The organism is Nitratidesulfovibrio sp. 1201_IL3209, assembly GCF_036763125.1.
Lineage (GTDB): Bacteria > Desulfobacterota > Desulfovibrionia > Desulfovibrionales > Desulfovibrionaceae > Cupidesulfovibrio.
Map to the genome: position 1 here is coordinate 64722 of NZ_JBAIYT010000002.1, position 14301 is coordinate 79022.

General features: G+C 72.5%; 10 protein-coding genes and 1 tRNA gene. 6 read left to right on the forward strand and 5 right to left on the reverse strand.

The features are described 5' to 3' along the window. Window positions 1-100: 100 nt before the first annotated feature. Window positions 101-832, reverse strand: coding sequence for a methyltransferase family protein (locus V6B97_RS01840; protein ID WP_333504788.1), 732 nt, complete (start codon window positions 830-832; stop codon window positions 101-103). A 263-nt stretch (window positions 833-1095) separates the two neighbouring features. On the opposite strand from V6B97_RS01840, the gene nhaA reads away from it, so the two are divergent. The 3 genes from nhaA to V6B97_RS01855 all read left to right on the forward strand — a co-directional run bounded on the left by nhaA (window position 1096) and on the right by V6B97_RS01855 (window position 3477). Continuing rightward, a complete protein-coding gene (gene nhaA, locus V6B97_RS01845; RefSeq protein ID WP_333504789.1) occupies window positions 1096-2538 on the forward strand; it encodes a Na+/H+ antiporter NhaA in 1443 nt (480 codons plus the stop codon). A 91-nt stretch (window positions 2539-2629) separates the two neighbouring features. Then, window positions 2630-2705, forward strand: a tRNA-Asn gene (locus tag V6B97_RS01850). Window positions 2706-3123: 418 nt separating this feature from the next. Next, window positions 3124-3477: a calcium-binding protein gene (locus V6B97_RS01855; protein ID WP_333504790.1), complete on the forward strand. Its 354-nt coding sequence runs from the start codon at window positions 3124-3126 to the stop codon at window positions 3475-3477. A 170-nt stretch (window positions 3478-3647) separates the two neighbouring features. Here the strand turns inward: V6B97_RS01855 and V6B97_RS01860 are convergent, their stop codons facing one another. Then, a complete protein-coding gene (locus V6B97_RS01860) occupies window positions 3648-7064 on the reverse strand; it encodes an ATP-binding protein (RefSeq protein ID WP_333504791.1) in 3417 nt (1138 codons plus the stop codon). A 148-nt stretch (window positions 7065-7212) separates the two neighbouring features. On the opposite strand from V6B97_RS01860, the gene V6B97_RS01865 reads away from it, so the two are divergent. Then, window positions 7213-9414 carry a YgiQ family radical SAM protein gene (locus V6B97_RS01865; protein WP_442935451.1) on the forward strand — a complete coding sequence of 734 codons (2202 nt, stop codon included), beginning with the start codon at window positions 7213-7215 and terminating at the stop codon, window positions 9412-9414. A gap of 31 nt (window positions 9415-9445) precedes the next feature. Here the strand turns inward: V6B97_RS01865 and V6B97_RS01870 are convergent, their stop codons facing one another. Then, complete coding sequence (locus tag V6B97_RS01870; RefSeq protein ID WP_333504792.1) at window positions 9446-11914, reverse strand: hypothetical protein; 2469 nt, start codon at window positions 11912-11914, stop codon at window positions 9446-9448. Between the two features lie 151 nt (window positions 11915-12065). Between V6B97_RS01870 and V6B97_RS01875 the strand changes: the two genes are divergently transcribed. Both V6B97_RS01875 and V6B97_RS01880 read left to right on the forward strand, forming a co-directional pair. Continuing rightward, window positions 12066-12536 carry an EVE domain-containing protein gene (locus V6B97_RS01875; protein ID WP_333504793.1) on the forward strand — a complete coding sequence of 157 codons (471 nt, stop codon included), beginning with the start codon at window positions 12066-12068 and terminating at the stop codon, window positions 12534-12536. Window positions 12537-12620: 84 nt separating this feature from the next. Further along, window positions 12621-12842 carry a SlyX family protein gene (locus V6B97_RS01880; protein ID WP_333504794.1) on the forward strand — a complete coding sequence of 74 codons (222 nt, stop codon included), beginning with the start codon at window positions 12621-12623 and terminating at the stop codon, window positions 12840-12842. Window positions 12843-12917: 75 nt separating this feature from the next. Here the strand turns inward: V6B97_RS01880 and V6B97_RS01885 are convergent, their stop codons facing one another. Both V6B97_RS01885 and V6B97_RS01890 read right to left on the reverse strand, forming a co-directional pair. Continuing rightward, window positions 12918-13430: a rhodanese-like domain-containing protein gene (locus V6B97_RS01885; protein WP_333504795.1), complete on the reverse strand. Its 513-nt coding sequence runs from the start codon at window positions 13428-13430 to the stop codon at window positions 12918-12920. 199 nt (window positions 13431-13629) lie between these two features. Beyond that, complete coding sequence (locus V6B97_RS01890) at window positions 13630-14244, reverse strand: flavodoxin family protein (protein ID WP_333504796.1); 615 nt, start codon at window positions 14242-14244, stop codon at window positions 13630-13632. Window positions 14245-14301: the final 57 nt, after the last annotated feature.

The following is a 14301-nucleotide window of genomic DNA, read 5'->3' on the forward strand; positions in this document are numbered from 1 at the left end:
GGGGAGTGATGCGGGGCGCAGGCCGAAACGGCAGGAAGGCGGCCTGCGTCCCGCGCGACCAAAACAGGACATCGACCGGCCGCCCCGGTGACGGGGCGGCCTAGTCGCGCATGCGGAACGGGTTGGGCCACAGCCGGTTCACCCGCATGGCGTAGCGGTCCCATTCATCGCCGAAGCGGGCGGCCAGAAACGATTCCTCCACCACCACGGTCTCGCGGAACAGCGCCCACGCCACAACCGGCCCGGCCAGCATGGGCCACGAGGCGAAGCACAGGGCGATGCCCGGCAGGATGCCCAGAATCCACCCGGCGTAGATGGGGTTGCGGCTGACCGCGTACAGACCGCCGGTAACCAGGCGGCCGTCCATGCGCCCCGGCTTCAGCGTGCCCCAGGCGTGGCGCACGGTCAGGGCGCCCAGCAACAGGGCGCACATACCGATAAGCGCCCAGCCCCAGTGGGGCAGCATCTCCATGCCGAACGCGCCCGGCAGGGTCAGGGTAAGCCCCGCGCCGCCCAGCTGCACCAGCAGGGCGGGCACCACGATGCGCGGACCCGCGCCCCACAGCGAAAGGTCCTCCGGCCCCACCCCGCCGGCGCGCTCGTCCTCGTGCGAGGGGACCACGCGGGGGATCGCCGCGCCTTCGCCCGGCGCGGCCAATCCGGCCCGGTCGGTGGGATTGGCGGAATCTGCGGAATCGGCGGATTCCACCCCGTCCGGCGGGGCGGCGGCGTCGCGCGGCCAGCCAAAGGCGCCGGGCTGCCGGTCGTTGGCCTCGTCGGCCCGGAGAAGCGCGGAATACTCGTTCGCGAGTCCAAGATGATCCTGCTTCATGGCGGAACCTCCATGCGGAAGGGTTTCCCACGCCTGCATCATAGCCGAACCGGGAGGCATCAGGGAAGCCCCCGGCGGCGCCGCCGCGCCGCTTCGGCCGCCATGAAGGCATCGCGCCCCGTCCGTCATGCCACGGGAATGCGCGCCTGGTGCAGCTTTGCGGACTGCGATATCCATGGTAACAGCCAGTCGATCTTCTTGACTGTCCGCAGTGGATGCATATTTCCGAGAGTTGCATCTCGAAATCATCAACAGGAGTCCACATGACGCATGACACCGGTCGCGACCTGCGATCCTCCTACGCACGGCCCGCGACCCCTGCCGACCGCCTGCTCGACCCCTTCCTGTCCTTCATGCGCATGGAGGCCGCCAGCGGCATCCTGCTGCTTGCCTGCACCGTGCTTGCGCTGTGCGCGGCCAATTCATCCCTGGCGCCCGCCTGGGAGGCTTTCTGGCAGCACCCCTTCGCCGTGGGGCCGGAAGGCTTCGAACTGCGCAAGCCGCTGATCCTCTGGGTGAACGACGGCCTGATGGCCATCTTCTTCTTTCTGGTGGGCCTTGAGATAAAACGCGAAATGCTGGCCGGGGAACTGGCCACGCCCGCGCAGGCGCTGCCGCCCGTGCTGGCCGCCGCGGGGGGCATGGCGGCCCCGGCGCTGATCTACCTGGCCTTCAACCTGGGTCGGCCTTCGGGCATCGCGGAAGGGTGGGCCGTGCCCATGGCCACCGACATCGCCTTCGCCCTCGGCGTGCTTTCGCTGGCCGGGGACCGGGTGCCCCTTTCGGTCAAGGTGTTCCTGACCGCCCTGGCCATTGCCGACGACATCGGCGCGGTGCTGGCCATCGCCCTGTTCTACACGGCGGACATCTCGCTGGCGGCGCTGGGCGTCGGCTTCGCCGGGCTGGCCGTGGCCGCGCTGGGCAACGCCCTGGGCGTGGTGCGCACCCTGTTCTACGTGCTGGCGGGTGCGGTCACCTGGGTGGCCTTCCTGAAGTCGGGCGTGCACGCCACAGTGGCGGGCGTGCTGCTGGCCTTCTGCATTCCCGCCCGCGCCCGGGCCACCCCCGGCGACCTCGTGCGCGCCGGGCGGCGTCTGCTGGTCGCCGTGGAAAACGGCGCGGCGGACGGACACCTGCTGGCCGACGGCCACCGCCACGCCGCCGTGGAGGCCATGGAAACGGCCGCCCGCCACGCCGCCGCGCCGCTGCGCAGACTGGAGCACGCCCTGGCCCCGTGGGTGGCCTGGGGCATCATGCCGGTGTTCGCCCTGGCCAATGCCGGGGTGGCCGTCAGCGCGGACCTGCTGGGGGGCCTCGGCAACCCGGTGACCCTGGGCGTGGCCGCCGGGCTTTTCCTCGGCAAGCAGTTGGGGGTGCTGGTCGCCGTGTGGCTTCCGGTGAAGCTGGGCCTGGCCCGGCTGCCACGGGACATGACCTGGCGGCACGTGTACGGCATCGCCCTGCTGGCGGGCATCGGCTTCACCATGGCCCTGTTCGTGGCCCAGTTGGCCTATGCCGACCCGCGCACCCTGGACTACGCCAAGGTGGGCATTCTTTCCGCCTCGCTGGTGGCCGGGGTGTGCGGCTGGCTGGTGCTGCGCACCGCGCCGTCGGCCCCGGCCGTCCGGTCCGACACCACCGTCCACTCCGGCACCACCGTCCGGCCCGACGCCGCCATGCGGCCGGAGCGCGGCCCCGCCGCGTGACGGAAGGGCTCCGCCCGGAAACCTGCCCCACGCGCTTGACAAAGAAGCCGCTTCACCATACACACCTTCTTCGCCGCAACGACGGCCACGTTCCCCGGTGGCTCAATCGGCAGAGCGGGTGACTGTTAATCACTAGGTTGGCGGTTCAAGTCCGTCCCGGGGAGCCAGAATGCACAGGGCGCATGATCACGGTCATGCGCCCTTTTCGCGTCCGCCGGTGCCCCGTCCACCGGTCCCCCCCGTTCACCGGCGTGGTCCATCAAGCGCGAGGCCACGGCCGCCTAGGCGGGCCGGACAGGCGGACGGTTTTCCCGGCGAAAACACGGGGCCGGGGCGGCGGTACGCGCCGTTCCGGCCCTTTTTCCGTCCCTTTTCCGTCCCGCGCGCGGCCGCCCCTGCCGAAACCGCCGGATGTCCGTCCGGCCTTTCCCGCGCGACCCTGCGCATCCTAACGCATCCCCCGCGCATCCCCCCGCATCTGGTGTTGACCAACACCGCCACGGGCCTATACATGGCGGTACGGAGCACGCACACGCCGCACGGCACGCGCGCCCGCGACCACAACCCGAAGCCCCAGGAGGCACCATGAAACGCATCATCCCGGCCGCCGTGCTGCTGCTGTGCGCCGCCACGGCCCAGGCCGACGACAAGTTCTCCGCCATGGACAAGGACGGCAACGCCAGCGTGACCTGGGAGGAATTCTCCGCCGCGTTCCCGCAGATGAAGAAGCCCGCCTTCGACGCCATCGACACCGACGGCAGCGGCGCCCTCACCCACGAGGAATGGGACGCCTTCCGCGCCCACCACGGCCAGGGCGGCATGGGCATGGGCGGCGGCATGGGCCCCAAGGACATGCAGGGCACCGAAATGCCCAAGGACATGCCCAAGGGCATGGGCGGCATGGGCTCCACCCCGCTGATCCAGCCTCCCTCCAAGTAACGTCCGTCGTGCCGCCACGGCGCGACGGCACGCCCCCGAAAACGCGATACGGGCCGGTGGATCACCGGCCCGTTCATTTTCACGCGCGTGGAAAACCGCTCGAACGCATGACCCGCAGGGCATGCCCCCGCCGGGGACGACAGCCCGCGCAGCCGCCAAACCGGCCCGGACTACCGCCCTTCTCCCCCGCCCGGTCCTTCACCCGGTCCTTCACTCGACCCTGCACCCGATCCCCCGCCCGGCCCCACGCCGGGCGGCTGGGTGCCGCGCTGCATCTTGCGCAGTTCGTGCTCCAACTGGTTCAGGGCGTCCATCAGCAGCATGAACACCGGGCGCGTCTCTTCCGCGCCCGCCGCGCGGGTGCGCAGTTCCAGCCGTTCGGCCATCTGGCGCACCCGTTCCGCGCCGATGGCCTCGGCCTCCAGGCGCAGCAGGTGCGACAGGGCGATGAGCTCCACGCGGCTGCCCCGGTCCATGGCCGACCACAGGCTTTCGCGCAGCGTGCCCGACTGGCGCAGGAAGCGCAGCGAAGCCTCGTCGCCGCCCACCAGCAGCGCGGCGGCGTTGAACACCGGGAGCTCGTCCACCGGCGCGGGCGACGAGCGGCGCAACGTGTCCTCCCCCGCACCGCCCACCATGCCTTCCACGGCGGCCAGCAACGTTTTCAGGCGCACCGGCTTCAGGGCCACGGACACCCCGCCCGCCGCGTCCAGCGCGGCCTGGTCCACCCCGGCCGGGTCGCCGGTCATGAGCAGCACCGGCACATCCGAAGGAGTAGCCGCATCGGCCAGGCGACGCAGTTCGCGCAGCACCTGCGCGCCGTCCATGTCGCGCGGGTGCGCGTCGGTGAGCACCAGGTCGAAGCGCTGGGTGCGCGCCGTTTCCAGCGCCTCGCGCCCGGTGACCGCCGTGACCGGGTGATGCCCGCCGCGCGTCAGCACGCGGCTGACGGCGTGGCGGTTCACGTCGTCCGATTCCACCAGCAGTACCCGCAACGGTTCGGCGGGCACCAGCCGGGGCGGCGCGAACCGGGGAGCGTCCGGCGTCACCCCGCGCCAGGCGTCTGCAGGACGGTCCTCGGCCACGTGGCACGTCCCGGCGGGGTCCGCATCCGGCCGGCCGCCCGTCACCGCCGGGACGTGCGCCCCGGCCTCGCAGACGCCGAAGGGCAGCAGCACGCGGAAGGTGCTGCCCTGCCCCGGCGTGCTGTCCAGCACGATGCGCCCGCCCATCATGTCCGTGAACTTGCGGCAGATGGCCAGGCCCAGGCCGGAACCGCCGTAGCGCCGCGCCGTGGAGGCGTCGGCCTGGCGGAAATTCTCGAAGATCAGGTCGTGCTTGTCTTCCGGAATGCCGATGCCCGTGTCGCGCACCGAAAAGCACAGCCACTGCGCGTCGCCGCCGGACGGCACGTCAAGAGAGCCACCGGGGAAGCCACCGGAGGAGCCACGGGGGGGACCGCCGGGGAGACCGCCGTGCGCGGCCGCATCCGGCGTGCGGCAGACGCCGTCCCCGCCGGAACCGGCAGCGGCGGCGCCATCCGGCGGCTCGGACCGGCAGACCATGACGTGCACCCCGCCCTCGTCGGTAAACTTGATGGCGTTGCTGATGAAGTTCACCAGCACCTGGCGCAGCCGCCCCGGATCGCCGCGCAGGCGGCGGGGCACGTCGCGGTCGATGTGCAGGGTCAGGACCAGCCCCTTGCGCTCGGCCGTGTGGCCCATGACGCGCATCACCCCGCGCACCAGCCGGGCCGGGGCGAAATCGATGCATTCCAGGCGCAGCTTGCCCGCCTCCACCCGCGAAAGGTCCAGCAGGTCGTTGACGATGCCCAGCAGCGCTTCCGCCGAGACCAGCGAGGCGCGCAGGTTCTCGGCCACGTCGCCGGGCAGGCGTTCCTGAAGCGAAAGTTCCGTCAGGCCGATGATGGCGTTGAGCGGCGTGCGGATTTCGTGGCTCATGTTGGCCAGGAATTCGCTCTTGGCCCGGCTGGCCTCCTCCAGCCCGCGCGCCGATTCGGACAGGGCCAGTTCGGTCCTGCGCCGCTCCAGCGCGGCGCCGATGATCTCGCACGCCGTCTGCAGGAACTTGAGGTCCACCGATTCCCACACCCTGGGCCTGCGGGTGTCGTCGAAGCCGATGAACCCGTACCACCGCCCCTGTACCACGATGGGCAGCACCAGCAGCGAAAGCACGCCCTGCGCTTCCAGCACCATCCGTTCCGACTCGGGGAAGGTGGCCACCGGCCCCCGGATCACCCGGCCCGCCTCCAGTTCCTGTTGCCAGCGCGGCACCACGGTGGAGTAAGGCACGTCCAGCAGCAGCGGGTTGTCGATCTGGGGCGGCACCCCCGGCGCGCACCGCTCGTAGCGTTGCGAACAGCACAGGCCGCCCTGCGCGTCCTCGTGATTCTCGAAGATGTACACCCGGCAGGCCCCGGCCGCCTCGCGCAGGCTTTCCAGCACCGCCTGCAACGTCTCGTCGGTGCAGGGGCGCGACAGCAGGTCGCGCGCGCAGGTGGACAGCACCCGGTCGTACAGCAGGCGCAGCTGCATCTCGTTGCGGGAGCGCACCCGTTCCGAGATGTCGCGCGCCACCGCCACGATGAGGTCCCCGCGCGGGGAATGCCACGCGCTGGTGCTGAGCTCCACGGGCACCAGGGTGCCGTCGCCCCGGCAGTAGCGTGTCTCCTGGTCCAGCAGCGGCGTGCCGCCCAGCACGGTGCGCGAGATTTCCAGGCACCGGTCGCGGGTCAGGGTGGGATTGATGTCGCAGGGACCCATGGCCAGCAGTTGTTCGCGCGAAAGCCCCAGCAGGGCGCAGGCCCCCCGGTTGACGTCCACGTGCAGCCCGGTCACCGGATCGATGAGGAAAATGGCCTCGGCCGTGGCGTCCAAGGCGGCGCGGAAGCGGCGCATGGCCTCTTCCGTCTCCTTCATGTCGGTGATGTCCACGGCCAGCTCGTAGCGGGCCAGGCGGCCGCCGCCCAGCGGCACCAGCCGGTCGATGCAGCGGAACCAGCGGTTCAGGGCCGGGTTGCGGAACTCCCAGACGTGGGCCTTTTCCGGCTCGGCGCGCAGGCGGGCGTTGTTGCAGAAGGGGCACGGGGCGGCGCGGCCCTGTAGCGCCTCGTGGCAGAGGCGGCCCTCGCAATCGCCCACCAGGCGGCGCAGGGCGGCGTTGACGTGGAGGATCTCGTGCGTGTCGATGTCCGACACGTAGGCGCAGACCAGGCCGTCCACGGCCGGGGCGGCCATTTCCACGAAGGGGTCGGCCACGTCGTGCCGGGGAAAGGGGCTGCCCGCCCAAGGGCCGGGTGCACCCGACGGGCCGGGCAGGACAGACGGATCGGACGGCGCCGGGTCGCCGGGGCGCAGCCCCAGGGCCTCGCGCAGGCGGCGGTTTTCCTCCTCCAACCGGCGCAAGATATCCTGCCCTTCGTCACCGGGCATGCGGGCGGCGGTACGCGGGCCGTCACCGGCACGCGACGCCGCCTGGCCGCGACCGGTGGAGGGGGCATGGTCCGGACCAGTATCCGGGGTACGGGGACAGGGCTGCGCGGCCCCGTCGGCATCATCCTTCCGCATGGTGTCCTCACGGGGTCCCCCGGCATCGGGGGGCACCGGCATAGTGCGCGAAACCGGGGGCGAAGGCAACCGCCACGGAACCACGGGGCGCGCCCGGAATCCGGCTCTTCTCCTTGCCTGCCCCCCTGCCCGCCACTATAGTCCGCGCATGCGACATTCCAGCCACCACGGCCGCGGCGCCCGGCCGGGCAACGCCACGACCCGCCACGCCGCGCATCACGCGCCGCACGGTTCCGCCTATCTCCCGGAGCGCGGGCGCACGCCCCTGCCCCAGCCCGCCTTTCTGCCCACCACCCCGCGCGAGATGCGCGACCTCGGCTGGGACCGGCTGGACGTGCTGCTCGTCTCCGGCGACGCCTACGTGGACCACCCCACCTTCGCCGTGGCCCTGCTGGGCCGCTGGCTGGTGGCGCACGGCTTTCGCACCGGCATCGTGGCCCAGCCCCGCTGGGACGTGCCACATCAGGTGGACGACGTGGCCCGCATGGGCAGGCCCCGCCTGTTCACCGGCATTTCGGCGGGCGCGCTGGATTCCATGCTGGCCCACTACACCGCCTTCCGGAAAAAGCGCCACGACGACGCCTTCACCCCCGGCGGCCGCGCCGGGGCGCGCCCCAACCGGGCGGCCATCGTCTACGCCAACCTGGCGCGCCAGGCCTTTCCCGGCCTGCCCGTGGTGCTGGGCGGCATAGAGGCGTCGCTGCGGCGCATCAGCCACTACGATTTCTGGACCGACGCGCTGCGGCGGCCCATCCTCATGGACGCCAAGGCCGACCTGCTGGTGTGGGGCATGGGCGAACGCGCCCTGCTGGACGCGGCCTGCGCGCTGGATGCGGCCGTGGAGGCCGTGGGGGCGGACGCCTATGACGCCGCCCTGCTGCCCCCGCTTGCGGACATTTTCGACGGCATCCCCGGCACGGCGCGCATGGGCCGCGTTGCCGAATGGGATGCGGACCCGGCGGCGGATGGCGGCCGGGAGGATGACGGGGACGACGCACCCAATGCCGGCCCCGATGCTGCGCCTGACGCCGACGCATCCGCCACCCTCATGCGCCTGCCCTCGCACGCGGCCATCACGGCGGACCCGCGCCTGCTGATGCGCGCCACCCTGCTGCTGGAGCGCCACGTGCACCGGGGCGACGCACGGGCCATCCAGCCCGTGGACGACACGGCCAATTCGCGGGCCGTGCTGCTGGCCCCGCCCGCGCCGCCCCTGTCGCCGCAAGAGATGGACGCGCTGTACGCGCTGCCCTTCGCCCGGCGGGCGCACCCGTCCCACCGCGAGCCGGTGCCCGCCGAGGAAATGATCCGCACCAGCATCACCACCCACCGAGGGTGCGGGGGCGGCTGCTCGTTCTGTTCGCTGGCCCTGCACCAGGGGCGGCGCATCGCCTCGCGCAGCCGTGATTCTGTGCTGGACGAGGCGCGCCGCCTGAACGACATGGAGCGCTTCAACGGCTCGGTCAGCGACGTGGGCGGCCCCAGCGCCAACATGTGGAACGCCCGCTGCACCCTGGACCCGGCCCGCTGCCGCCGCGCAAGCTGCATGCACCCGCGCGTGTGCCCCGGCTTCGCCGTGGACCAGACCGAGGCCGTGGAACTGCTGCGCGCGGTGCGCGCCACCCCCGGCGTGCGCCACGTGCGCGTGGCCAGCGGGGTGCGCTTCGACCTGGCCCTGCGCGACGATACGGCCCTGCGCGCCTACACCATGGAATTCACCGGCGGCCAGTTGAAGGTGGCCCCGGAACACGTCTGCGACGGCGTGCTGGACCTGATGCGCAAGCCGGGCCTGGCCGTGTTCGAGCGGTTCCTGACCGCCTTCGCCGACCATTCGGCGGCGGCGGGCAAGGAACAGTACGTGGTGCCCTACCTGCTCAGCGCCTTTCCCGGCTGCACCGACGACGACATGCGCGCCCTGGCCCGCTGGCTGGCGGCGCGCGGCTGGTCGCCCCGGCAGGTGCAGTGTTTCATCCCCACCCCCGGCACCGTGGCCACGGCCATGTTCTTCGCGGGCATCGACCCCGAGGGCAACCCCGTGCCCGTGGCCCGCACCGACGCCCAGCGGCTGCGCCAGCACCGCATCCTGATTCCCGACTTCGGCCTGCCGCCGGGCGCGGGGGGCGGCAAGAGCGGGCGCTCGGGGCAACGCCCCGACCGAAAGCCCCTCCCCCGCGACGGAGCGCCGCACGGCGGGGCCGACCGGCGCGCGGCGGGACGCGACGATCGAGGACAGGGGGACAGGACCGGCGGCCGGAGCGAACGGCCGGGGCGGAACCGCGACGCGGAAGGACGGGAGGACAGGCGCGGAGACAGGAGCCGAAGCAGGGGGCAGGGCCGGGGCGGACGCTGACGCCGACAGTCCGCGTCGTCAACCCGCGTCGTCAACTCACATCATCATCGGAAGGGAACGGCGGGCCGTCTTCAGGAGCAGGCCGTACGGGAGAGCCCGCGCCACCGGGCCGGGTTCCGTCACGGGCGCGGGGGCCATCCCCCCCATCGCCCCCATCGCCCGAACGGCGACGGCGCAGGGCCTGCAACGCGGCCTCGCGCACCGCATCGCCGCCATGGCGCAACAACGCAGCCAGCGCCGTGGCGGGCGGGGCATCGCGGCCTTCCTCCTCCCTGGCCACGGGCAGGGCCAGCACCCGGCAGGCGTGTTCTTCCGGCAGGGCGCGGCACAGGGCGTTTTCCGCCACCAGCAGCGCTTCCAGCGAACCGGACCGGACAGTGTGGGCCGGGCGCGATTGGCGGCGGCCACCCTGCCCCGCCAGTCCCGCCTGTCCCGCCTGTCCCATCAGGCCCGCCGCCCAGCCGCCGTTTTCCCCCACCTCCGGCGAAAGGCCCACCACCACCGGGCCGGCCCACGCCGTGGGCAGCGCGCCCAGCACCGCCGCGGCCCGCCGCGCGTCGCGCACGGACAAGTGGCGCAGCACCGCCACCGTGACGGCCAGTCCTTCCGCCGTCAGCAGCCGGGCCAGCGCCACGGCGGGCACTCCCAGCAGCGGGGCGAACGGTTCGGCGTCGTGCGTCGCCTGTCCGCTGGCGGGACCACCTTCCGCGAACTCTCCATTTCCGGCATCCGCCCCGTCCACACCGTCCGCGCCACCTGGGCCGCCCGGCACCGGAGACGCCGGGGAAGCGGCCGGGGCACGACACGCCGCCGCGTCCAGGCAGGCCCGCACCGCGCGCATGTCGTCCGGCCCCAGCGCCCGCATGAGCAGGCGGCGCACCTGAGACTCGCCTTCCAGCACCAGGTCTTCCGCACCGGCCAGCCCCGCGCCGTCGTCGCGCAGCACGGCCTCCACCTGTTCCGCGTACAGCGACCCCAGCCCCCGTCCCAGCCCGCGCATGACCCGCACGAAACGGGCCGCCGCCTCGGGCCGCATGGCCGCCAGGGTCTGCGCGGCGTGCACCTCGCCCAGGGCCAGGGTGCGCACCACGAAGCGCTGCTCCGGCGACAACACCTCCCGGAACAGCCGCCGCCGGGCCATGCGCCGCCGCACCTCGGCGCCCAGTTCCGGCCCCAGCAGCGCCAGCACCCCGTCGCGCCGCTGCGGGGCCAGCCGGGCCACCACCACCGCCGCCGTCTGGGGGTGCCCCTCCGCCAGGCGCGCGGCCAGGTCGGCATCGGACAGCACCTGCAACCTGTCGTGGGCCGATTCTGCGGATTCGGTCTGCTCCGGGGCCAGCAGCACGGTGTCGTCGGCCAGCAGATCGGCCAGGGGCAACAGCATGGCCAGGGGCAGCACCAGCATCAGGCGGCCGTTCCAGGACGCGGAGGGCGCGCCGGGCTGGCCGAATTGGCCGGAAGGCGGGGGCGCCAGTTCCTGGGGAATGGACGGCTGGGCCGGGCCGGGCACGGCAGCGGGCGACGGCCAGTGCAGGGCCACCTCGAAGGGGGTGGGCACCAACGGTTCGCCCAGGGCCGTCCAGTCGGGGCGCAAGGCCTCGCGGGCGTGGGCGGGCTGGCCGCCCGGTTCGCCGGGGGGCGCGTCGCAGCCGGAGGTCTCGATTTCGAAATAGGGCAGGAAGGCCCATTCCAGGTCCAGCTGCAACTGGCGGCCAAGATGCGCGCACAGTCCGGCCTCGGCATGGCCGGGCAGCCACCCGTTGCGGCCGCCGGACCCCGGCGGGGGCGGCATGGAGTCTCCACCGGACCACGACCCCGGCCATGACCCAGCCATGCCGCGCGGGTCCACGCCCAGCCCCAGCCAGGTGACGGCCTCACGCAGGGAATGGTCGAACAGCAGCGCGGCCGTGCCCTCCAGCGGCACCACGCCGAAGCGGTGCATGGCGGGCCGCGCCAGCAGTCCGGCGCAACCGGCCATGTCGCACAGCCGCGTCTCGTCGGGGGTGATCACGCAGCCCACCCCGCACAGGATGCCGATGCGCCGGGCGGCCGCGTCGGCGAAGCGGCGCAGGATGCGCTTGAACAATGGCAGGCGGCGCAGTGTGGGCTGCGCGCCGGGACGGCGGCACAAGCCAGCAGGGCCGCCAAGGTCCGCAAGGCCATCCATGCACCGGAAGGAAAGTCCGGGCGGGGCCACGGCCCCCAGGGAACGGGGCGCGCGGCCGCGCCCGCCCCGGCCGGGCACCACCACCAGTTCCGGCGGGTGGCTCCCGGTGCCTCCGGTGCCGGTACCGCCAACGCCATCCGGCAGGTCCGGACCGGCAGAATCTGTCGAACCGGCGGGGCCTGGCGGACCATCGGGCGCCACGAAACCACCGGACAGGCCAGGCGGACCAGGCGGGCGCGGCGCGCCGTACGGCGCATCGCCGCCGGTTCCGGCGCCACGGCGGGTGCGGCGGAAGGGAAGCACCTTGCGGTGGGGTGGCCTGCGCTCCTTCATGGAACCTCCGGCGGGTTTTCCGCCCATAGCGACCACCTACGCCAAAACGCAGCCGCCGCCAAGTGCGCCATGCAGCCCCATGGGCTTTACGGCGGCGCGCGGCGCGGGTATCGTCCGGCGCATGGACCACACATCCCCGCAAGGAGGCGCCATGCCCCGCCACTGGCTGTTCAAGACCGAGCCCGGCTGCTTCTCCATCGACCACCTGGCCGCCCTGCCCGGCTCCACCACCAGTTGGGACGGCGTGCGCAACTACCAGGCCCGCAACTTCATGCGCGACATGCGCGCGGGCGACCTGGGGCTGTTCTACCACAGCGTCACCAACCCCTCGGTGGCGGGGGTGGTGGAAATCGTGCGCGAAGCCTACCCCGACCACACCGCGTGGGATCCGGAAGACCGCCACTACGACCCGGCGTCCACGCCGGAAAAACCCCGCTGGTTCATGGTGGACGTACGGCTGGTGCGCGCCTTCGCCCGGCCGGTGCCGCTGGCGCTGCTGCGCACCCTGCCGGAACTGGCGGGCATGGAACTCTTGCGCAAGGGCAGCCGCCTTTCGGTGCAGCCGGTCAGCCCGCAGGAATACGAAACGGTGCTGCGCCTGGCCGATACCCCGGCCCGATGAGGACTGACGCGGCACGGAACAGCCCGGCATGGCTCCGGAGCCCCCGCACCCGACCACCCGCCGACACATCACGGACAGCATGACATGACCAAGGAACTGGAAGACCGGCTGGCCCGGCTGGAAGAGACCGTCTATTTTCAGGAACAGGCCCTGCGCGAACTGAACGACGCGCTGGTGCGCCAGCAGGCCCAACTGGACGAGACGGAACGGCTGCTGGAGGCGGCGCGCGAACGGCTGCGCTCGCTCACCCGGATGATGGAGGACGACGGCGGCGAGGATACCGGACCGCCGCCGCATTACCTGTAGGGGAATTTCGCGCAACCGGCGGACGCGAAATGCATCGCTACCGGGTGGCGCGCCGCGCCACCGTCAGCGCAGCCGTCAGCCGCCGCCGGAACAGGCGGTAGGGGGGGCGGCATCCCGCTCGGCCCGGCCCATGACGATACCGTCCCCCGGCGGCGCGCACGGTCCGCAGGGACCGAACTCCACGGGCAGCCCGGCGGCGTGCCAGGCATCCATGCCGCCCGCGATGCGGTAGGCCACGGCAAAGCCCTGCACCACGGCGGCGCGGGCCGCGGAATCGCTGCGCGAGGACGTGGCCCCGCCGCACACGAAGGCCACGGCGGGGCACCGCACGGCGCACAGCACCTTGTGCAGCCACCAGCGCCGCAAGAGGCGGGCCACCCAGGTGGGCGGCAGGGGAAAGCACAGCGCGCCGGGCACGTGCCCGGCCTCGAAGTGCGGCGCATCGCGCACGTCCACCACGCTCAGCGAACCAGCCTGGACCCGCCGCCACGCCTCGTCGGGGGTCAGCAGGCCGTAGCCGCCCGCGTCCGCCTGGCGCTGCAAACCGGCCGGAAAACCAGCCGGAACATCCCGCGTGCCGTCACTCATGCGCCTGCTTCCCATCCCCCCGGATGTTCGCGGCCGACTCCGCCGCCTTACCCGCCACGTAACACGGCGCGGACGGGACGAAAAGCCCGCCCGCGCCGCCGGTCATGCGCGTGGTACGGCAGGGCGGGGCACGCGGAACGCGCCGGGGCCGCAATGCGTCCCGCCGGTCCCACCAGTCCCGCCGCCAGCCGCCTCCTTCCTAGACTTCGCCGCCCTTGAGCGACGCCGGAGCCTCCGGCCCGTTCTTCAGACATTGCAGCACGTGGGCCATGTTGCGGCCCAGGTTGACCATGGTGCGGATGCCCTCCTCGTCGCCGTTGACGTCGCCGGGAGCCAGGCCGATGCCCACGTTCCAGTAGCTGGAACACGGCACCACCATCTCGGCGATGCCGAAGAAGGCCATCAGCCCGTTGTACACCTGCTGCGCGCCGCCGCGCCGCACGGCCACCACGGGCGCGCCCACCTTCATGCGCAGCGCGCCCCCGTTGGCGATGGAGACCATGCCCGCTCGGTCGATGAGGGCCTTCATTTCCGTGGAGACGTTGGCGAAATAGGTGGGCGAGCCCAGGATGACGCCGTCGGCCTTGTGCATGGCGGCGATCCATTCGTTCATGGGGTCGCCGGTCTGGATGCACTGGCCGTCCTGCTTCTCGAAACACTTCATGCAGGCGATGCAGCCGCGCACGGCCTTGCCGCCCACGCGAAATTCCTCGGTGGTGACGCCTGCGGCCTCAAGTTCACGACGGACGGTGCCGAGCAGGATGGACGTGTTGCCGTTCTTGCGGGGGCTGCCGTTGAAGACTGCGACATGCATGGAAAGAACCTCCGGGTTGTGGGGGGACATGATGGTTTGGTGGCATGGCCCGCGCCG